This window comes from Micromonospora sp. C81 (genome assembly GCF_018070425.1).
In the GTDB taxonomy this organism is placed as follows: Bacteria; Actinomycetota; Actinomycetes; order Mycobacteriales; family Micromonosporaceae; genus Micromonospora; species Micromonospora zamorensis.
In genome coordinates, this window is sequence record NZ_JAGPXS010000007.1 from 137,833 (window position 1) to 155,988 (window position 18,156).

Here is an 18,156-nt window from a genome sequence, read left to right on the forward strand (position 1 = left end):
GGTGCCGGGCCGACGCGCGTCGGCGTGACCGCCCACCGCGACACCGCCCGCACGGGTGGGCCGGCCGACGTGGCCGGGCTGCGCCGACTCGCTGTCGACACGCTCGACGCCAACTGGGAGCACGACCACACAGTGCCCTCCCGCACGCTCTACCCGCACCAGTGGAGCTGGGACTCGGCGTTCATCGCGATCGGGCTGGCCCAGATTCGTCCCGACCGGGCCTGGCGGGAGCTGACGAGCCTGTTCCGGGCCCAGTGGGCCGACGGAAGGGTGCCGCACATCGTGTTCAACCCGGCGCTGCGGGTCGGCGCGTACTTCCCGGGGCCGGAGATGTGGCGCTCGGCGAACGCCCAGGGCACTCCTGACGTGGACACGTCCGGCCTGGTCCAGCCGCCGGTGCACGCGCTCGCCGCGTTGCTCGCGTACCGGCGGGCACCCGACCCGGCCGGGAGGGCCGCCCTGCGTCAGCTCTATCCCGCACTGGTCGCCCAGCAGCGTTACCTGGCCGACCGGCGGGACGTGGCCGGCGACGGGCTGGTCTGCATCGTGCACCCGTGGGAGTCCGGTCTGGACAACAGCCCCGCGTGGGACGAGCCAATGGCAGCGGTCGGAGCCGAGGCCGCGGTGATGCGCGCGTACCGTCGGCATGACACCGCGCACGCCGACGCCGCGCACCGCCCCACGGACCTGGACTACGCGCGTTACCTGGCGATCGTCGCCGCGTACCGCGACAACGGCTACGACGACCGGAGTCTGGCCGAGGGCCATCCGTTCCTCGTGGAGTGCCCGCTGTTCAACGCGGCGTTCGGGGCGGCCGAGCACGCCCTGGCCGAGATCGCCGTGCTCATCGGCCACGACCCCGGGCCGCACCGGGCCCGTGCGTCCCGGATCACCGAAGCCCTGGTACGCAGGCTGTACGACCCGGACACCGGCACGTTCCAGCCCCGCGACCTGCGCACCGACCGGCTGGTCAGCGCCCGTACCGTGCTCGGGCTGACTCCGCTGATCCTGCCCGACCTGCCGACCCGGCAGGTCGATGCGCTGGTCGTCGAGGCCCGCTCGGCGCGCTTCGGGGTGGCCCGGCATATGGAACGGCCGTTGCCCACCCACGACCGCACCGCGCCCGACTTCGAGCCGCTGCGCTACTGGCGCGGCCCGAGCTGGCTGAACACCGGCTGGCTGATCCGGCGAGGGCTGCTCGCGCACGGGCACCCGGAGCTGGCCGCCGGGCTGCGCCGCTCGATGATCGGTCTGGTCGCCGGGGCCGGGTGCCACGAGTACTTCCATCCGGACACCGGCGTCGGGTTGGGCTCACCGGCGTTCAGTTGGACCGCCGCGCTGCTGCTCGACCTGCTGGCCGAGTGAGTGTCTGGCGGGCCCCGGCTGGTAGCGTGCCCGGTCTTCGACCGGAAGGGGCGGCGTGCCCGAGATCGACAAGGTGGCCTGGATCCTCATCGAGGACGGGCGGGTGCTGAGCACCCGGTCCGTGGGCAAGGACGTCTGGTATCTGCCCGGTGGCAAGCGGGAGCCGGGTGAGACCGACCTGGAGACCCTGCGCCGGGAGATCGAAGAGGAGTTGAGCGTCGACGTGGACGTACGCGACGCGGTGCACCTGGGCACCTTCACCGCTGCGGCACACGGCCACGCGGGCGGGACCACAGTGCGGATGACCTGTTACCGGGCCGGATATCAGGGGCGGTTGCGCCCGGCCAGCGAGATCGCGGAGATGGACTGGCTGGGGTACGCCGACCGGCACCGCACCTCGCCGGTCGACCAGATCATCTTCGATCACCTGCTGGCCGAGGGCCTGCTGCGCTGACGGCGCAGTTTGCCGACGCCGGCCGGGGGTAACCGCCCGGGCGTGACCGACGGCGACGGGTTTCCGTACTTCATCGACGCGGTGTCCCGGCGTTCCGGCCTGCCGAGCGAACAGGCCGCCGCGCTCGCCCGCGCCGTCCTCCAGACGATGGCCGAGCGGGTGACCGGCGACGCGCCCGACGACCTGGTGGGGCACCTTCCGGACGAGGTCGGCGGCTACCTGACCGGCCGCGCGCCGGACGAGCCCGGAACCGCCGGTCCCGCGCCGGACGCGGTCGGCCCCGCGCCGGACGAGGTCGGGACTGTTGGTCCTGCCCCGGGGCGGGATGGGGTCGCCGGCCTGGGCATGGACGGGCCGGACACCGGGCTGGGCCTGGATGTCGGCGGCACCGCCGTTCCGCCGCCTACGGACGCCGGTCCGGCGGAGTTCCTTCGTCGGGTGGGACGGCGTGCCGCGGTGGATCCGGCGACCGCCCGGGCCGGAACCGGGGCGGTCTTCGCGACCCTGCGTGAGGCGATGACCGTACGAGAGTTCCGGGAGATGGTGGCGAGACTGCCGCGCGACGACGAGGGCGGGGCCGCGTCCGAACGGCTCGGGCCCTGACCCTTCCCGTGCCCGTCCGGCCGGGTCCGGGGATCATCGACTCGGGCTCCTTGAAGTCGGGGTATCAGGGACGGCAGCTGTCCTGTTCACCGGTCGGCGGCGTCGGCCTCGGGCAGCTCTTCGGGCTCGGTGACCCAGGCGGAGAAGACCGGCACCCCGTGCCACGGCCCGGTGACACCGTCCGCCCGGGTGTCGGTGGCGACGGCCACCACGGCGTACGGGTTGCCGAACCGCAGTTCGGCGGTGCGGGCGACGCCCTCGGGCGGCAGGCTGACCAGCCCGACCATGCCGGTGACGGCCGCCGCCTCGAAGCCGTACCGGCCGAACCGGGCCATCGCCACCTGACGCGCGTCGAAGCTCTCGATTGGTTGGGCAAGCGCCTTCGCCAGCATCGTTGACGCCGCCGCGAAGCCGAGCGCCGGGGCGGTCAGGTCATGCTCACTGCGGGCAGACCAGCAGGGGAGGACGGCGTTGTGGCGCTCCTCGCGGCCGTCGCGCGCCCGGGTCCGCACCCGCTCCTCGCGTACCGTCCACAGCGGAGTCTCACCGAGCGGCAGGTCGAACAGGGAACGGGCACCGGCCGGTTGCGCGCCGTCGGCCGCGCCGACACTGAGGTCGTACGCGACGGCCAGCACCTCGCTCGACGGCACCTGCGGGTCGGCGGCCACCGAGAGGACCACAAGTCCGGCACCGTCGGTCGTCTGGGCAGGGGCGGCGTGCACGATCACGTCGCCGAGCCGCTCGGTGGACACGATGGCGCAGCGGTGACCATGGCTCGGGCTGCGCAACGCCCGTCGTAGCCCGCGCGACCACGGGCTGCCGCCACCGAGCGCGCCGGCGTCGGCGACGTCGAACGGGGTCGCCCAGGACACCCGGGTGGCCAGCGCGCTGGCCAGTGCGAAGACCACGTTCGGGCTGACCTTCAGGGGAAACGTGTCGATCAGGCCGTCGGTGTGCTCGCGCGCCCAGGCGTCCAGGCCGGCCTGATCGGGCAGCTCACCGACGTCGGTCGTCCTGGGCAGCGCGGCCCGCCACGCGGCCGAACCGCCGTCACCCCGCCCCGCTCGGCGCCAGAGCGCGGTGGCGGACCTGACCAGCGGATGCGGCGCGTCCAGCAGCACGCGGGCGACCTCGGCCGCGCTGGCCAGGTCGGTGCCCAGGGCATGAGCCAGGTCCTCGGCGGTCGGGCCATCGGCGCTCGGGCCCTCGCCGGCCGCGTCCTCGGCGGCCGGGTTGGATTCGGCCGGCTCGGTGTCGGCCGGCTCGGTGGCGCAGACCGCGAGCAGCAGCCAGGCCCCGAGCGGGGAGGCGACGTGGTGCCGGTCGCCGACCGTGGCGTGCAGCCGTGCGGCATACGCGGAGAGCGGCCCGTGCAGATCGGTGGTCATGCCCCCACTCTGCCCGCCGACCCGGCTCACGACCACAGCTCGAACGGCTCGTCGATCTCCTCGCCGGCGAGGAAGGCGGTGATCAGCCGGGGGAGCTGCCCGGGATAGAACCGTTCCGAGCTCGCGATCACCTCCGGCAGCGGCCACCAGCGGAAGGCGAAGTAGTCCTCCAACTCGTAATCGAGCCGGTGCGCCTCGTCCACGTCGGGACCGGCACCGGCGAGCCGTACGCTGACGACGACCTCATCCTGGACGTGCCGCAGCTGGCGGTGCAGGAAGCTCGCCCGTCGGCGCCAGGTCGGTGCGCCCACCTGGTCGGCGGTGATGAGGATGCCGGTCTCCTCGTGCAGCTCCCGCACCGCCGTGTCGAGGTAGGTCTCTCCGGGATCCATGCCGCCGCCGGGCAGCTCCCACCAGGTGCCCAGCCGGGGGTGGTCAGGGTCGCGGGTGTGGAACAGCAACACCCGATCCAAGCCGTCGGTGACCACCACCCGCACCGCGCGTCGTTCCAGGATCGGCAGGTCGCGAGGCAGCTCGTCCATCGGGCCAGTCTGTCGCACGGACCGCTCGGGGCGGCGGGTAGGCTGCCCGCCGTGGCTGGTCTGTTGAGGAATGTCGCGGCTCGCATCTCCCGGGTAGGCGCGGCGATTCCGTCGCCTCGGCGCACCGGGCCGGCCCCCGCGCAGGTGGCCCGCCGCCGCCAGGTGAGCGCGTTGCAGCGTCGGGAGCTGACCTACGCTCCGGAGCGCGACGGCCAGGCCGACCCGGGCGAGATCGTCTGGACGTGGGTGCCGTACGAGGACGACCCCCGCCAGGGCAAGGACCGGCCGGTGCTGGTCGTCGGACGGCACAGCCGGACGCTGTTCGGGCTGATGCTGTCCAGTCAGAGCGAGCGGGACGGGCAGCGGCACTGGTTCGCGCTCGGGCCGGGCGAGTGGGATCGGGACAACCGGCCGAGCTGGGTCCGGTTGGACCGGGTGCTCACCATGCGTGAGGACAGCATCCGCCGCGAGGGCGCCGTGCTGGACCGGCCCCGGTTCGACCGGGTCGGGCAGGCGCTGCGCGCCGGCTACGGCTGGCGCTGACCCGCACACCTGTAGAGCTGCCCCACGGGTGGGGCGTCTGGGCGGTGCCCTGCGGCCCGATGGCCGCTGCGCTGCGAGCTGCCCCATAACCGGGGCAGCTCTACAGCGGCGCAGGTAGGTGTCCGGGGGCAGGAACCGGCGCGGACCTGACCGACGTGGTCAGGCAGACTCGCGGCTCGGGCCGACCGCGGCGCCCTTCGCGTCCGGCGGCGGGTACGGCCGGTCGGCGAGCAGCCCCGCCAGGTGTGCGGTGTTGAGCGCCAGCGCCTTCGTGGTGCGACCGGTGGTGTCGGGCTTGGGGCCGGCGTCGCGGTAGTCCACCTTGTGCAGTGCCTCACCCACCCAGTAGGTCGCCGCGGCGGCGGCGAGGGTGAACCCGACCTCGTTGAGCGCCTGCTGCACCTGCCCGATGGTGTGGTGCGCGCCGTCCTCGTTGCCGACGACGGCCACCCCGGCAACCTTGCCGTAGGTGAGCAGCCGGCCCTCGTCGTCGGTCTCGGAGAGTTCGGCGTCGAGACGTTCGAGGACCATCTTGCAGACGCTGGACGGTTGGCCGAGCCAGATCGGCGTGGCGATGATGAGCACCTGCGCCGCCAGCAGCTTGGCGCGGATCGCCGGCCAGCCGTCGCCGTCACCCTCGTCGGTGGACACGCCGAAGCGCACATCGTGGTCCACCACCCGGACCAGTTCGCCCTCCACGCCCTGGGCGGCCAACTCGTCGAGCACCTCCCGACCGAGCTGTTCGGAGCTGGACGGGCCTGGTGACGGCTTGAGGGTGCAGTTGAGCACGAGGGCGCGGATGGTCGCCACGTCGAGTTCCTTTCGGCCGAGTTGCTTGCCCATACCCGGACGGCGCCCGTATATTCAACCAACGAGTTGATTAGCTGACAGGTTGAAAGCGGCATATGACAACAGATCCCGTCAGCGCGGTGTTCGCCGCACTCGCTGATCCCACCCGCCGGGCCATCCTGGCCCGGCTCGCAACCGGCGAGGCGACGGTCAACGAGCTGGCGGCGCCGTTCCCGATCAGCCTCCAGGCGATCTCCAAGCACCTCGCGGTGCTGGAGCGCGCGGGGCTGATCGTGCGGACCCGTGAGGCGCAGTGGCGTCGTTGCCGGCTCGACCCGGCGCCGCTGCGGACGCTCGCCGAGTGGGTCGACCAGTACCGCCGACTCTGGGACGACCGTTACGACACCTTGGACGACTACCTACGCGACCTGAAGGAGACCCGCCATGAACAATCTCCCTGACCTCACGATCGACCTGCCGTCCGATCGGGAGGTCACCCTCACCCGGTCCTTCGACGCTCCACGCGAGCTGGTCTACGCCGCGCACACCCAGGCCGAGCACCTCAAGCACTGGTGGGGGCGGGGCAACCCGCTGGACGTCGAGATCGATTTCCGGGTGGGCGGCCACTACCGCTGCGTCGAGCACGCCCAGGACGGCAACGACTACGCCTTCCGCGGTGAATACCGGGAGATCGTCGTGCCGGAGCGGATCGTGCAGACCTTCGAGTTCGAGGGCATGCCCGGCCAGGTGGCGGTGGAGACGCTGGTCTTCACCGAGCAGGACGGGCGCACCACCATCACGAGCAGCACCCGCTTCGACACCACGGCGCAGCGCGACGGCATGATCGACTCCGGGATGGCCCAGGGGGCAGCCGAGTCGTACGCAGCGCTGGACCGGTATCTCGCCACACTGCGCTGACTCCGCCCACGCCCCCGGTTATGCAGTGGGCTGGTGGGCCGCCCGGTGGGATGGTGTCCGCGTGAGCGAGGACATCACGCGGCAGGTGGCCGAGCGGATCCACACTGGCTTCGGCCTGCACCTGTCCTCACTGGAACGGGTGACCCACGGCGCGGACCAGCGCGCCCGACTGTGGCTGGCCCACAGCGTCGACGGCTCCCGGTACGCGGTCAAACTGAGCGGTGGCGGCACCCCAGCCGGCCTGGCCGTGACGGCGTACCTGGCCGGCCAGGGGGTGGTGGGCATCGCCGCACCGATGCTTACCCGGGACGGGCGGCTGTCCGTCGACCACGACGGCCACCGCCTCTCGGTGGTGCCCTGGGTCTCCGATCAGCGGGCGCTCGACGGCCCGATGACCGACGCGCACTGGCGCGCGTACGGCGAGGTGCTGGCCGCCGTGCACGCGGTGCCCGTGACCGACGAGGTGCGACGACTGTTGCCGGCGGGCGGCGCGGCGTACCCCTCGATCGTGGCCGGGACCCGCGCGGTGGCCGAGCGGCTGCGCGATCCGGACCCGGACGACCTCGCCGGGCCGCTGGCCGCGGAGCTGGCGGGCGTGTGGTCCGGGGTGGCCGACCGGGTGGTCACACTGACCCGCGAGGTCGAGCGCCTCGCCGTCGACCAGCGCGCCCGGCCCGGCCCGGCCGTCGTCTGCCACGGCGACCCGCACCTGGGCAATCTGCTGCTCGGCCCGGACGGGCAGGTCTGGTTGATCGACTGGGACGACGCGGTGCTCGCCCCGCCCGAGTGTGACCTGATGTTCGTGCTCGGTGGGGTGCTCGCCTTCGCGCCGATCAGCACCCGTCAGCAGAAGGCCGTTCTCGCCGGCTACGGCCCGGCCGACATCGACCCGGCCCGCCTGGCGTGGTTCCTCGCGGTCCGCGCGCTCGACGACCTCAGCGACTGGACCCGCCAGGCGCTGGACCCGGACGCCGAGACGGCCGACCGGGACCGGGCGGCGCGCATCGTGCGGGGATTGGTGTCGCCGGTCGGTCTGGTCACCCTCGCCGACGCGGCGCTGCGCGATCTCTACCGGCGGCGTTGAACGCGAGCCCTGGCCCCGTCCACGACGGGAAACAACAAAGGCAAGGAGCTCATGCGCTCCTTGCCACCTCCAACATATATCGCACCCGGGGCCTTGCGGCAAGACCCGGGTCGTGCCGCAGAATCACCACCCTGAGCCCAAAGCTGGGAAAATCGGGGGATTTCATGATCGATGTGATCATTGCCGGCGGTGGGCCGACCGGCCTGATGCTGGCCAGCGAGTTGCGACTGCACGGGGTGCACGTACTCGTGGTGGAGAGGGAGACCGAGCCGACCCCGTACGTCCGTGCGCTCGGGCTGCACGCGCGCAGCATCGAGGTGATAGATCAGCGTGGCCTGCTGGAGCGGTTCCTCGCGCTCGGCCAGCAGCACCCGGTCGGTGGCTTCTTCGCCGCCATTCCCAAGCCGTCGCCGAGCGGGCTGGACACCGCCCATCCGTACGTCCTCGGCATCCCGCAGACCACGACGGACCGCCTGCTGGGCGAGCACGCCGCCGACGTCGGCGTGGAGATCCGGCGCGGCTGCGAACTGGTCGGGCTCAGCCAGGACGACGACGGGGTGACAGTGGGGTTGGCCGACGGCGGGCAGCTGCGGTCGCGCTATCTCGTCGGCTGCGACGGTGGCCGCAGCACCGTGCGCAAACTGCTCGGCGTCGGCTTTCCCGGTGAGCCCAGCAGGGTCGAGTCCCTGTTGGGCGAGATGGAGGTGGGCGTAGCACCGGAGACGGTGGCCGAGGTGGTGGCCGAGGTGCGCAGGACGCACCTGCGGTTCGGTCTCGGGCCGCTGGGCGACGGGGTGTACCGCGTCCTGGTTCCCGCCGAGGGGGTGGTCGAGGATCGTTCGGTCCCGCCGACCATCGAGGAGTTCAAGCGACAACTGCTGGCGTACGCGGGCACCGACTTCGGCGTGCACTCACCGCGCTGGCTCTCCCGCTTCGGCGACGCCACCCGGCTGGCCGAGCGCTACCGGACCGGCCGGGTGCTGCTGGCCGGCGACGCGGCGCACATCCACCCGCCAACCGGCGGGCAGGGGCTCAACCTCGGCATCCAGGACGCGTTCAACCTCGGGTGGAAACTGGCCGCGGCCGTCAACGGCTGGGCGCCGGACGGGCTGCTGGACAGCTACCACACCGAACGGCACCCGGTGGCCGCCGACGTCCTGAACAACACCCGCGCGCAGATGCTGCTGCTGTCGCCCGAGCCGGGACCCCGGTCGGTGCGTCAACTGTTGTCGGAGCTGTTGGACTTCGAGGACGTCAACCGGTACCTGATCGAGAAGGTCACCGCGATCGGGGTCCGCTACGACTTCGGCGAGGGCCACGAGATGCTCGGCCGCCACCTGCGCGACGTGCGGCTCAAGCAGGGACGTCTCTACGAGCTGATGCGCGGGGGCCGCGGACTGCTGCTCGACCAGACCGGCCGGCTCTCCGTCGCCGGGTGGGCGGACCGGGTCGACCACGTCGTCGACGTCAGCGAGGAACTGGACGTGCCCGCCATGCTCCTGCGGCCGGACGGCCACGTGGCGTGGGTGGGCGACGACCAGACGGAGCTGCTCGGCCAGCTGCCCAGATGGTTCGGCGCAGCCGGCTGAACGGTCAGAGCTCGGTCAGCCAGGCGCTGTCGACCAGTTGCCGGGGTGACCGGGCACCGCCGAGGCTCTTCGCCTGGTACATGGCGGCGTCGGCGCGGCTGAGCGCGTCGGTGAGCTGGGCCGGGCCGGACACCGGGGCGAGCCCGACGGACGCGGTGACACGGACGCTGCACCCGTTGAGCCGGATCGGCGCGGCGACGGTCTCGGCGAGTCGGCGGGTGGAGTGCTCGATCCAGCGCCGGTCGACTGTGGGGCTGGAGAGCAGCCCGGCGAACTCGTCGCCACCGAGGCGGGCGACGAGGTTGTCCCCGGCGAAACCGGCGAGCCGGTCGGCCACACTGATCAGCACCTGGTCGCCGGCGGCGTGCCCGTACCGGTCGTTGATCTGCTTGAAGTCGTCCAGGTCGAGCACCACGGCGATCAACGGCTGACCGGCCGCGTCGGTGAGCAGGGTGGCCGCCAGGCGGTAGAAGGCGCGCCGGTTGGGCAGCCCGGTGAGTGGGTCGTGACTCGCGGCGTGCCGCTCGGCGGCGAGCTCGGCCTGAAGGTGATCGATCTCGGCCTCGGCGCGCACCGCCCGTCGGCGTAGTTGCCAGGAGGAGAGCAGGGCGCCGGCCGCGCAGATCCCGGAGGCGACACTCATCGGATCCGGCACGAACCCTCCCATCCCCGCGACCGCCTCCAGCCTCCGGTCGACACGTCACACCGCGTCGGGCCCACTTTTGCCTGATGGTTGCCCCTACGGGGGTAACTCAACGTGAACGGATGGGCACCGATCATGTGCGTTATCATGCTCGCCGTCCGATGCAGATGCAATAGCAGATGCACGTGCAGAACTGTCCGAAGTCGATACCGCACCCCTCGCCGTCACCGCTCCTCCCACGGCCACCGGCGGGCTCGTGAGCAGAAAGACGCCTCCATGCATCAGCCACCCAATGGCGTACCGATCCATCAGTTGCCTCCGCTGAGCTGGCAGAAGAGCCGCCGCAGCAACCCCAGCGGCAACTGCGTCGAACTCGCCGAGCTGCCCGGGGGAGCGGGCATCGCGGTCCGCAACTCACGGCACCCGGAGGGCCCGGCGCTGATCTACACAGTGGACGAAATCGCCGCCTTCGTTCTCGGAGCGCGCGACGGGGATTTTGACCACCTGATCAACTGACCGTCCCGCGTGAGCCGTCCCGGCGACGGGACTGAATCACCGGTGCGGAGGAGTTCATCTCACTGTCGGTCCATGGCATGCTTACACGTCGGCCGGGCCAGGTACCCGGTCACGGGGGTTGGTGTCCGGAGGTCCGCACGTGACGATGGTTCCCGCCGAGGGTGGCCCGACAACCGGGCCAACAGTGCTGCGCATGCTGCTCGGTGCCCAGCTGCGCCGTCTGCGGGAGTCCAGCGGGGTGACCCGGGAGGGCGCCGGCTGGGAGATCCGTTCCTCTGAGTCGAAGATCAGTCGGATGGAGCTGGGTCGGGTCGGCTTCAAGGAACGCGACGTCTCCGACCTGCTCACCCTCTACGGCGTCACCGAGGAGCACGAGCGTGACGCGCTGCTCAAGCTCGCCCGCGACGCCAACAGCCCCGGCTGGTGGCACCGCTACGGCGACGTGTTGCCGACCTGGTTCCAGTCGTACCTGGGCCTGGAGGCCGCGGCCGCGCTGATCCGCACCTACGAGGTGCAGTTCGTCCCCGGCCTGTTGCAGACCGGGGACTACGCCCGCGCTGTCGTGCTGCTCGGGCACGGCGCGGCAGGTCCGGACGAGATCGAGCGCCGCGTCGCTCTGCGGATGCAGCGTCAGCAGTTGCTCCACCGGGAAAACCCACCGCAGCTCTGGGCCGTGGTGGACGAGGCAGCCCTACGGCGCCCGATCGGTGGCCCCGCCGTCATGCGCGGCCAGCTCACCGCTCTCATCGAGGCGACCAAGTCACCCAACATCCGGCTCCAGGTCATCCCGTTCGCCGCCGGTGGTCACGCCGCCGCCGGGGGAGCCTTCACCATCCTGCGATTCGGTGACCAGGAGCTGCCCGACATCGTCTACATCGAACAGCTCACCAGCGCCATCTACCTCGACAAGCGCGACGACCTCGACTACTACGCGGTGGCCATGGAACGGCTCTGCGTAGAGGCCGAGCCGCCGGAGCGTACGCCGGACATTCTCGGCCGGTTGCTGGACGAGCTCTACCCGGCGTGACCGCTGCCTGGGGCGGCGGTTCGGTGGAGGCGGCTCGGGTGGCACTAGCATGGCCGGCGACCGGCGACAGTGGACGGACGGCATCGCGGAGGCAGCCATGACCACCGAGGCCTCGGGCCCAACGGCCGGCTCGCCGAGCGACCGGATCGACACTACTGTGGCCCACCCCGCCCGCCGCTACAACTACTGGCTGGGCGGCAAGGACAACTTCCAGGCCGACCGCGAGTCCGGTGACACGATGGCGGCAGCCTTCCCGACGATCCGCACCGCCGCCCTGGAGAACCGCCGTTTCCTCCAGCGGGCCGTGGGCTTCCTGACCCGCGAGGCTGGCATCCGGCAGTTCCTCGACATCGGCACCGGCATCCCGACCGCCGACAACACCCACGAGGTCGCCCAGGCCATCGCACCGGAGTCCCGGGTGGTCTACGTCGACAACGATCCGATCGTGCTGGCCCACGCCCGCGCGCTGCTGAGCAGCTCACCGCAGGGCGCCACCGCCTACATCGACGCCGACCTGCGCGACCCGGCGCGGATCCTCGCCCACCCGGAGTTGCGACGCACCATCGACCTGTCCCGGCCGGTCGCCCTCATGCTGGTCGCCGTCCTGCACTTCGTGCCCGACGGCGACGACCCGTACGCGCTGGTGCGGCACCTGCTCGACGCGCTGCCGGCGGGCAGCTGGTTGGCCGCCTCGCACGCCACCCACGAGTACCTTCCGCCGGCGGTCGCCGCGCAGGCTCGGGCGGCGGCCAGGGGCGGCGGCCCACACGGGCTGATCAACCTGCGCACCCGGGACGAGTTCAGCCGCTTCTTCGTCGACCTCGACGTGGTGGAACCGGGCATCACCTCGGTCGCCGAGTGGCGGGCCGAGAACGAGCCGCAGCCGCGCCCGTCGGTGGTCGAGGTGAGCATGTACGGCGGCGTCGCCCACCTGCCCTGACCGCGCGGACCCCCCGCAGGCGGGATTCACCAGCGGGGCGTTCAGCCGGCTGAGGCGTCGTGGCGGGCGCGGGCCGCGTGCACCTCGTCGATGTGCGTCTCGGCCCAGGCCTTGATCGCCCGTTGCACCGGCAGGAGGCTCTCGCCCAGCGGGGTGAGCTGGTAGTCGACCCGGGCCGGCACACCGACGGTCACCGATCGGCTGACCAGGCCGTCACGCTCAAGCTTGCGCAGCGTCTGGGTGAGCATCTTCTGGCTCGCCCCGGCCACTGTCCGGGCCAGTTCGCTGTGCCGTTGCGGCCCGTCGGCCAGTGCGCTCACGACCAGCGTCAGCCACTTGTCGCTCAGCGTCGCCAGCACCTCGTGACCCGGGCACTCGGCCAGAAACGCGTTGTAGGAGCGACGGTCCCGCTCGCGGCGCTCGCCGGCGGTCGTGGTGGCCATTGTGTCCTCCCGGGTGCCCAGGGCACCCGAAGGTGCCTCCTTCTCGCCGGATGCTAACGCTTCTAGCGTCGATGACATGAGAGCTGTGATCGTCCGCCGGTTCGGCGGCCCCGAGGTTCTGGAGGTCGCCGACCTGCCCCGCCCGGAGCCGGGAGTCGGGCAACTACGCGTGCGGGTCGTTGCCGCCGGCGTCAACCGGATCGACCTGTCCACCCGCAGTGGCGCGTCGAGCCGACGTATTGACCGATGCCGACCGGTCGGGTTAGTCTCTGGATCGATACAGACTGGATCGATACAGAGGGGTGCCGGTGAAGCCAACACTGCAAGCCGTGGCCGACGCCGTCGGCGTCTCCCGCAGCACCGTGTCCAACGCCTACAGCCGCCCCGACCAGCTCTCCGCCGCCCTGCGTGAGCGGATCCTGGAGGCCGCCCAGCAACTCGGGTACCCCGGCCCCAACCCCACCGCGCGCTCCCTGCGCCGGGGCTTCGTCGGGTCGATCGGGGTGCTGTTCACCTCGCAACTGTCGTACGCCTTCACCGACCCGTTCGCGGTGCGCTTCCTCGCCGGGGTCGGCGCGGCGGCCGAGCGGCACGGCACGAGCATGCTGCTGGTGCCGCTGCCGCCGGCCGTGACCGACGCCCGACGGGCGGTGGAGAACGCCGCTGTCGACGGGTTCTGCGTCTACTGCGTCGCCGACGAGGAATGGGCGTTGGACGTCATCCGCCAACGCGGGCTGCCGTTCGTCAGCACGGCCTCCCGCGACAACGCCGGCGCTGACGAACGGTTCGTCGGCATCGACGAGCGGGCCGCCGCGCACAGTGCCGCCGCGCACGTCGCCGGCCTCGGCCACCGTCGGGTGGCGCTGCTCGCCGACTCCGTGCTGCCCGACGCGCCGGCCGGCCCTCTCACCCTGGCCGGGGTCGACCAGGTGCCGCACCCGACCACCCGAGGTCGGCTCACCGGGTTCGCCGACGCCTTCGCCGAGGTCGGCGTCGGCTGGGCCGAGCTGACCCTGGTCAACGTCCTCGGCAACAGCCGCCGGGCGGCAGCCGCAGCCATCGCCGGGCTGTTCGACCAACCCGCACCGCCGACCGCCGTGCTGGCCGGCTCCGACGTCCTCGCGCTCGGTGTGCTGGACGCCCTGGCCGCGCGGCCGGCCCATGATCGTCCGACCGTCTCGGTGACCGGCTTCGACGACGTCCCCGAGGCCGCCGCGGCCGGCCTCACCACCGTCCGGCAACCGGCCGAGGAAAAGGGCCGGATCGCCGCCGAACTCCTGCTCGACCCGCCCGCGGACGCCGCGGCCGGTCATGTGTTGCTGCCCACCGCACTCGTCGTCCGGGCCTCCACCGGACCTGTCCCGAGGAGTTGACCATGGAACTTCCCACCGGCTACGTCACCGCGCTCGACGCCATGAACCGACACGTCAACTCGGCCCGACCGGATGCCCCGGTCCAGGTCGAACGCCCCCGCCGGGCCCTGCTGGCCCCCACCCGGCAGGCCACCGCCCTCGCTCTGCGCCGGCTCGCCGACCGCATCCAGCCGCGACCGCTGCCCGGCACCGCCCGCTGCTCCTGACCGCACGAAACCCATTCCGGCATGCACGGGACGAACAGTGTGGGCCCGGACACGGAGGGTGGTCGAGTTGGGCGTGACCAGGCAGACTGGTGAAGCCATGTCGCCCTTCATGCCCACCCTCCGTCTCCACGACCGCTACGTACTACACGAGCGGATCGGTCTCGGTGGCATGTCCGAGGTGTGGCGGGCCGACGACGACGTGCTCGGCCGGCCCGTCGCCATCAAGGTCCTCGCCGGGCAGCTCGCCGCCGACCCGCAACTGCGGGCCACCATCCAACGCGAGGCCCGCGCGGCCGCCCGGCTGACCCACCCACACGTGACCCAGGTGTACGACTACGCCGAGGCGACCCTGACCGGCGGCGTCGTTGTCCCGTACCTGGTGATGGAACTCGTCGACGGCCACAACCTGGCCGACCGGCTGCGGACCGGGCCACTGCCGTGGCCGGAGGCGGTCCGGGTGGCCGGGCAGATCGCCGCCGCACTGGCCGCCGCGCATCGCATCGGCGTCGTGCACCGCGACGTCAAGCCCGGCAACGTCATGCTGACCGACACCGGCGCCAAGGTGCTCGACTTCGGCATCGCCGCCCTCGGCGGGCTCGACAGTCAGTCCGGCGAGCCGCTGATGGGCACACCCGCCTACTTCGCCCCCGAGCGGCTGACCGCCGGCCCGCCCGACCCGGCCAGCGACATCTACGCCCTCGGCGCGCTGCTCTACCGCACCCTCACCGGGCAGGCGCCGCTGCCCGTGCAGAGCTGGGAGGACGCGCTGGAGGTGCACCGACGTGGCACTCCGGTGCCGCCGCTGCGGGTGCCCGGTCTCCCCGCCGACATCGCCGAGCTGACCCTCGCCTGTCTGGCCGCCAACCCGGCCGACCGGCCGAGCGCCGCGCACCTGGCCCGCCGCTTTGGCGCCGGCCAGCCGGTCGAGCCGCCCACCGAGCTGCTGCGGCGTGTCCTCCCGGCGGCTCACCCTCCCACCCTGATCGACCGCTCGGCGGCACGCCCCGCCCCGGTCGCCGCGCCAGCCCGCCGCCGGTCGCGCCGACCCCTCGCCGTGCTGGTCGCAGCCGGCCTCGCCGTGCTGGTCGGCGTCGGCGCCCTGCTCGCCGAAGGTCCCCTCGGCACACCGAGCGCACCCAACTCGCCGCAGGTGGCCGCCCCACCGTCGACCTCCGCCCCCAAGCCCACACCCACGACGCAGTCGCCGACGCCGACGGCACCCTCCTCGCCCCGACCCAGCGCCAGCACCGCCCCACCGACCGCCGGGCAGCAGGTGCCGGTCAGCCTGCGGGAGGTGACCAGCGGGTTCTCCGCCGTCCTCGCCAACGCGGTGGCCCGCGGTGACGTCGACCGCAGGACCGCCGAAGATCTGCGCGACGACCTGGCCGACCTGAGCCGGCACAGCAGGGACCGGGCCAAGCGCGTCGCCGACCTGCGGGAACGCATCGCCGAGCTGGTGGAACGCGACCGGCTGGCAGCACAGACGGGCGCCCAACTCGACGCTCTGCTAGCGCAGACCGGCAGCTTCACCACCGGCCGTACGGACGACTGATATCCCCGTCGATACCGCTGGCATGATGTCCCGATGCGGACACGTCTGATCTTCGTGCGACATGGCGAGTCGCTCCACCAGCTCGAAGGAATCGTGGGCGGGCCACGTGGTTGTCGGGGCCTCACCGCCCTCGGCCACGAACAGGCACACGATCTCGCCAACCGGCTCACCAACGAGGTCGCCGCCGACCGGCCGGTGGCGGTCTACTCGTCCGTGCTGCGCAGGGCGGTCGAGACCGCCCAACCGATCGCCACCGCCTTCGGCGTGCGGCCCGTGGCCGACTGTGGCCTGTGCACCTGGCACACACCCCCGTACGCCGACGGCCTGCCGACCGCCCGCTTCCGCACCGAACACGCGGTGCCCGGCGGGGGCGTGTTCCGGCCGTTCGAGGAGGGCAACGAGAGCTGGGCCGAACTGGTCGTCCGGGTCAGCCGGGCGATCATGGAGATTGCCCACCGGCACCGGGGCGCCACAGTGGTTCTGGTCGGTCACAGCGAAACCGTCGAGGGCGCGTTCCACGCGCTCGCCGCGCAGCCGGTCTTTCGGGGGTTCGACCTGGACGTGCCTCCGGCCTCGATCACCGAATGGACCACCGACCACGACCCCGGCGGTTGGCCTCCCGCCCGGTGGACGCTGCGCCGCTTCGGTGACACCGGCGGATGGGCTAAAGCGTGATCCAGTACCGCCGTGCACCCGGTCGTCCTCGACGATCCACCGGTACGTGCATGGATGTCGTCGGCACGGCGTACTCGCCCATCGGTTTCCGCCGGTCGTAGTCTCACCGACATGACGACAACGCAGACACACACCCTCGCCGTGCCCGGCGTCGACCTGGTCTACGACGTCCGCGGTCCGCTGCCCCCGTCCGGCGGGCACCCCGTGCTGCTCATGATCGGTCAACCGATGACGGCGGAGGGCTTCACCGCGCTCGCCCCGCACTTCACCGACCGTACCGTCGTCACCTACGACCCCCGCGGGCTCGGCCGCAGCGTCCGCAAGGACGGTCGCATCGACCACACGCCGCAGCAGCAGGCGGCCGACCTGCACCTGCTGATCGAGGCGCTCGGCGCCGGCCCGGTCGACGTGTTCGCCAGCAGCGGCGGTGCGGTGACGGCACTCGAACTCGTCGCGACGTACCCGCACGACGTCGTCACGTTGGTGGCGCACGAGCCGCCGATCAACGCGGTACTCCCCGATGCCAGCGCCGCCGAGCGCGCGCGGGCCGGCTTCTACGAGGCGTACCAGGCAAAGGGCACCGGCGCTGGCATGGCCGCGTTCATCGCGATGACGTCGTGGCAGGGCGAGTTCACCGATGCCTACTTCGCCCAGCCCACGCCCGACCCGGCGATGCTCGGCATGTCGACCGACGACGACGGCACCCGCGACGACCCGCTGTTGTCGCAGAACTCGTGGGCGATCACCGACTACCAGCCCGACGCGGGCCTGCTCACCGCGGCACCGACCCGGATCGTGATCGCGGTCGGTGAGGAGTCGGCGGGGACGTACACCGCGCGGACATCCCTCGGCATGGCAGCCGTCCTCGGCCAGCAGCCCGTGGTGTTCCCGAGTCACCACGGCGGCTTCCTCGGGGGTGAGTTCGGCTACGCGGGCAAGCCCGAGGAGTTCGCGACACGGTTGCGGGAGGTGCTGGACGCCGGCTGACCGCCAGCGCTATTCGGCCAGGAGCTGCTCACGCAGGATCTCGGCGTGCCCACAGTGCTGGGCCAGCTCGCGCAGCACGTGCAGGTACACCCAACGCAGCGGCAGCGGGCCGCGCCGGTTGCCGCGGAGCACGTCGTCCAGGCCCAACGACGCCGTCGCGCGGTGGGAGGCTTCGCACGCCTCGCGGTGTGCTCGCTGGATCGAGGCGATCGTGTCGTCGTCATCGAGGATGAACGACTCGTCGGGCGTCGCGGGAATGCCGATCTCGGAGCGGGGCCGGCAGGTGACGGCCTCGTCGAACCAGACCTTCTCCACGAACGTGGCGTGCTTCACGAGACCCAGGAGCGTGGTCCGGGACGGCACCAACGACCGGCGCGCCTGCTCCTCGGTCATCCCGTCCAGGCAGCCGTTGAGCGCCCGGCGGTGCTCGTCGATGAACGCCTCGATCTGCGCCTGCGCCGGCTGGTCGATGACATCGTGAGCGAACGTCCCCGGAAAAGAAGTCACCCGCGAAGCATT

Annotated in this window: 22 protein-coding genes; 16 read left to right on the forward strand and 6 right to left on the reverse strand. The window is 72.1% G+C overall.

Annotation, left to right across the window (positions count from 1 at the left end):
• The first annotated feature begins 24 nt into the window (after positions 1 to 24).
• Genes KBX46_RS14310 through KBX46_RS14320 form a run of 3 tightly spaced genes read left to right on the forward strand, consistent with a single transcriptional unit; the run spans position 25 to position 2,422 of the window.
• Positions 25 to 1,365, forward strand: a complete 1,341-nt coding sequence (locus KBX46_RS14310) for a hypothetical protein (RefSeq protein ID WP_308159511.1) — start codon at positions 25 to 27, stop codon at positions 1,363 to 1,365.
• Positions 1,366 to 1,420: 55 nt separating this feature from the next.
• Complete coding sequence (locus KBX46_RS14315; RefSeq protein WP_210792871.1) at positions 1,421 to 1,819, forward strand: NUDIX domain-containing protein; 399 nt, start codon at positions 1,421 to 1,423, stop codon at positions 1,817 to 1,819.
• 42 nt (positions 1,820 to 1,861) lie between these two features.
• Positions 1,862 to 2,422, forward strand: coding sequence for a DUF2267 domain-containing protein (locus KBX46_RS14320; RefSeq protein ID WP_210792872.1), 561 nt, complete (start codon positions 1,862 to 1,864; stop codon positions 2,420 to 2,422).
• An 86-nt stretch (positions 2,423 to 2,508) separates the two neighbouring features.
• On the opposite strand, the gene KBX46_RS14325 is transcribed toward KBX46_RS14320, so the two are convergent.
• Positions 2,509 to 3,810, reverse strand: coding sequence for a hypothetical protein (locus KBX46_RS14325; protein WP_210792873.1), 1,302 nt, complete (start codon positions 3,808 to 3,810; stop codon positions 2,509 to 2,511).
• A gap of 26 nt (positions 3,811 to 3,836) precedes the next feature.
• A complete protein-coding gene (locus KBX46_RS14330; protein ID WP_210792874.1) occupies positions 3,837 to 4,352 on the reverse strand; it encodes an NUDIX hydrolase in 516 nt (171 codons plus the stop codon).
• 51 nt (positions 4,353 to 4,403) lie between these two features.
• Here KBX46_RS14330 and KBX46_RS14335 point away from each other — a divergent pair, with 51 nt between their 5' ends.
• Entirely contained in the window at positions 4,404 to 4,895 is a 492-nt protein-coding gene (locus KBX46_RS14335; RefSeq protein ID WP_141909123.1) for a type II toxin-antitoxin system PemK/MazF family toxin, read from the forward strand.
• Between the two features lie 159 nt (positions 4,896 to 5,054).
• On the opposite strand, the gene KBX46_RS14340 is transcribed toward KBX46_RS14335, so the two are convergent.
• The gene (locus KBX46_RS14340) at positions 5,055 to 5,705 is read right to left on the reverse strand and encodes an NAD(P)H-dependent oxidoreductase (RefSeq protein WP_210792875.1); all 651 of its coding nucleotides are present in this window, start codon (positions 5,703 to 5,705) and stop codon (positions 5,055 to 5,057) included.
• 95 nt (positions 5,706 to 5,800) lie between these two features.
• On the opposite strand from KBX46_RS14340, the gene KBX46_RS14345 reads away from it, so the two are divergent.
• The 4 genes from KBX46_RS14345 (at position 5,801) to rox (ending at position 9,275) form a co-directional block, all read left to right on the forward strand.
• Positions 5,801 to 6,145, forward strand: coding sequence for a helix-turn-helix transcriptional regulator (locus tag KBX46_RS14345; protein ID WP_088947850.1), 345 nt, complete (start codon positions 5,801 to 5,803; stop codon positions 6,143 to 6,145).
• Positions 6,129 to 6,602 (forward strand): SRPBCC family protein, encoded by a 474-nt coding sequence (locus KBX46_RS14350; RefSeq protein WP_088947851.1) that lies wholly within the window; start codon positions 6,129 to 6,131, stop codon positions 6,600 to 6,602. The genes KBX46_RS14345 and KBX46_RS14350 overlap by 17 nt, the downstream gene beginning before the upstream one ends.
• Positions 6,603 to 6,663: 61 nt before the next feature.
• Entirely contained in the window at positions 6,664 to 7,686 is a 1,023-nt protein-coding gene (locus KBX46_RS14355) for a phosphotransferase (protein WP_210792876.1), read from the forward strand.
• Between the two features lie 164 nt (positions 7,687 to 7,850).
• Complete coding sequence (rox, locus tag KBX46_RS14360) at positions 7,851 to 9,275, forward strand: rifampin monooxygenase (protein ID WP_210792877.1); 1,425 nt, start codon at positions 7,851 to 7,853, stop codon at positions 9,273 to 9,275.
• A gap of 4 nt (positions 9,276 to 9,279) precedes the next feature.
• Here the strand turns inward: rox and KBX46_RS14365 are convergent, their stop codons facing one another.
• Positions 9,280 to 9,930 (reverse strand): GGDEF domain-containing protein, encoded by a 651-nt coding sequence (locus tag KBX46_RS14365; protein ID WP_088951690.1) that lies wholly within the window; start codon positions 9,928 to 9,930, stop codon positions 9,280 to 9,282.
• A gap of 264 nt (positions 9,931 to 10,194) precedes the next feature.
• Here KBX46_RS14365 and KBX46_RS14370 point away from each other — a divergent pair, with 264 nt between their 5' ends.
• The 3 genes from KBX46_RS14370 to KBX46_RS14380 all read left to right on the forward strand — a co-directional run bounded on the left by KBX46_RS14370 (position 10,195) and on the right by KBX46_RS14380 (position 12,401).
• A complete protein-coding gene (locus KBX46_RS14370; RefSeq protein WP_088947853.1) occupies positions 10,195 to 10,434 on the forward strand; it encodes a DUF397 domain-containing protein in 240 nt (79 codons plus the stop codon).
• Between the two features lie 145 nt (positions 10,435 to 10,579).
• Complete coding sequence (locus KBX46_RS14375; RefSeq protein WP_247667547.1) at positions 10,580 to 11,461, forward strand: helix-turn-helix transcriptional regulator; 882 nt, start codon at positions 10,580 to 10,582, stop codon at positions 11,459 to 11,461.
• Positions 11,462 to 11,558: 97 nt separating this feature from the next.
• On the forward strand, positions 11,559 to 12,401 hold the full coding sequence (locus tag KBX46_RS14380; protein WP_210792878.1) for an SAM-dependent methyltransferase: 843 nt from the start codon (positions 11,559 to 11,561) through the stop codon (positions 12,399 to 12,401).
• A gap of 41 nt (positions 12,402 to 12,442) precedes the next feature.
• On the opposite strand, the gene KBX46_RS14385 is transcribed toward KBX46_RS14380, so the two are convergent.
• The gene (locus KBX46_RS14385) at positions 12,443 to 12,844 is read right to left on the reverse strand and encodes a helix-turn-helix domain-containing protein (RefSeq protein WP_210792879.1); all 402 of its coding nucleotides are present in this window, start codon (positions 12,842 to 12,844) and stop codon (positions 12,443 to 12,445) included.
• A gap of 329 nt (positions 12,845 to 13,173) precedes the next feature.
• Here KBX46_RS14385 and KBX46_RS14390 point away from each other — a divergent pair, with 329 nt between their 5' ends.
• From KBX46_RS14390 to KBX46_RS14410, 5 genes are all read left to right on the forward strand, one after another.
• The gene (locus tag KBX46_RS14390; RefSeq protein ID WP_308159515.1) at positions 13,174 to 14,217 is read left to right on the forward strand and encodes a LacI family DNA-binding transcriptional regulator; all 1,044 of its coding nucleotides are present in this window, start codon (positions 13,174 to 13,176) and stop codon (positions 14,215 to 14,217) included.
• A gap of 2 nt (positions 14,218 to 14,219) precedes the next feature.
• Positions 14,220 to 14,423 (forward strand): hypothetical protein, encoded by a 204-nt coding sequence (locus tag KBX46_RS14395; RefSeq protein WP_172862020.1) that lies wholly within the window; start codon positions 14,220 to 14,222, stop codon positions 14,421 to 14,423.
• A gap of 109 nt (positions 14,424 to 14,532) precedes the next feature.
• Positions 14,533 to 15,975 carry a serine/threonine-protein kinase gene (locus tag KBX46_RS14400; protein WP_247667512.1) on the forward strand — a complete coding sequence of 481 codons (1,443 nt, stop codon included), beginning with the start codon at positions 14,533 to 14,535 and terminating at the stop codon, positions 15,973 to 15,975.
• A 33-nt stretch (positions 15,976 to 16,008) separates the two neighbouring features.
• On the forward strand, positions 16,009 to 16,650 hold the full coding sequence (locus tag KBX46_RS14405) for a histidine phosphatase family protein (protein ID WP_088947860.1): 642 nt from the start codon (positions 16,009 to 16,011) through the stop codon (positions 16,648 to 16,650).
• A 111-nt stretch (positions 16,651 to 16,761) separates the two neighbouring features.
• Positions 16,762 to 17,637, forward strand: a complete 876-nt coding sequence (locus KBX46_RS14410) for an alpha/beta fold hydrolase (protein ID WP_210792882.1) — start codon at positions 16,762 to 16,764, stop codon at positions 17,635 to 17,637.
• A 9-nt stretch (positions 17,638 to 17,646) separates the two neighbouring features.
• Here KBX46_RS14410 and KBX46_RS14415 read toward each other — a convergent pair whose 3' ends face one another.
• A complete protein-coding gene (locus KBX46_RS14415) occupies positions 17,647 to 18,144 on the reverse strand; it encodes a DinB family protein (protein ID WP_088947863.1) in 498 nt (165 codons plus the stop codon).
• Positions 18,145 to 18,156 lie beyond the last annotated feature (12 nt).

What these genes read in the sequence shown, in the direction of transcription:
- KBX46_RS14380 (WP_210792878.1), top strand. Translation starts at nt 11,559, where the DNA reads ATGACCACCGAGGCCTCGGGCCCAACGGCCGGCTCGCCGAGCGACCGG.
- KBX46_RS14385 (WP_210792879.1), bottom strand. Translation starts at nt 12,844, where the DNA reads ATGGCCACCACGACCGCCGGCGAGCGCCGCGAGCGGGACCGTCGCTCC.
- KBX46_RS14325 (WP_210792873.1), bottom strand. Translation starts at nt 3,810, where the DNA reads ATGACCACCGATCTGCACGGGCCGCTCTCCGCGTATGCCGCACGGCTG.
- KBX46_RS14405 (WP_088947860.1), top strand. Translation starts at nt 16,009, where the DNA reads ATGCGGACACGTCTGATCTTCGTGCGACATGGCGAGTCGCTCCACCAG.
- rox (WP_210792877.1), top strand. Translation starts at nt 7,851, where the DNA reads ATGATCGATGTGATCATTGCCGGCGGTGGGCCGACCGGCCTGATGCTG.
- KBX46_RS14410 (WP_210792882.1), top strand. Translation starts at nt 16,762, where the DNA reads ATGACGACAACGCAGACACACACCCTCGCCGTGCCCGGCGTCGACCTG.
- KBX46_RS14400 (WP_247667512.1), top strand. Translation starts at nt 14,533, where the DNA reads ATGCCCACCCTCCGTCTCCACGACCGCTACGTACTACACGAGCGGATC.
- KBX46_RS14350 (WP_088947851.1), top strand. Translation starts at nt 6,129, where the DNA reads ATGAACAATCTCCCTGACCTCACGATCGACCTGCCGTCCGATCGGGAG.
- KBX46_RS14375 (WP_247667547.1), top strand. Translation starts at nt 10,580, where the DNA reads ATGGTTCCCGCCGAGGGTGGCCCGACAACCGGGCCAACAGTGCTGCGC.
- KBX46_RS14330 (WP_210792874.1), bottom strand. Translation starts at nt 4,352, where the DNA reads ATGGACGAGCTGCCTCGCGACCTGCCGATCCTGGAACGACGCGCGGTG.
- KBX46_RS14370 (WP_088947853.1), top strand. Translation starts at nt 10,195, where the DNA reads ATGCATCAGCCACCCAATGGCGTACCGATCCATCAGTTGCCTCCGCTG.
- KBX46_RS14345 (WP_088947850.1), top strand. Translation starts at nt 5,801, where the DNA reads ATGACAACAGATCCCGTCAGCGCGGTGTTCGCCGCACTCGCTGATCCC.
- KBX46_RS14395 (WP_172862020.1), top strand. Translation starts at nt 14,220, where the DNA reads ATGGAACTTCCCACCGGCTACGTCACCGCGCTCGACGCCATGAACCGA.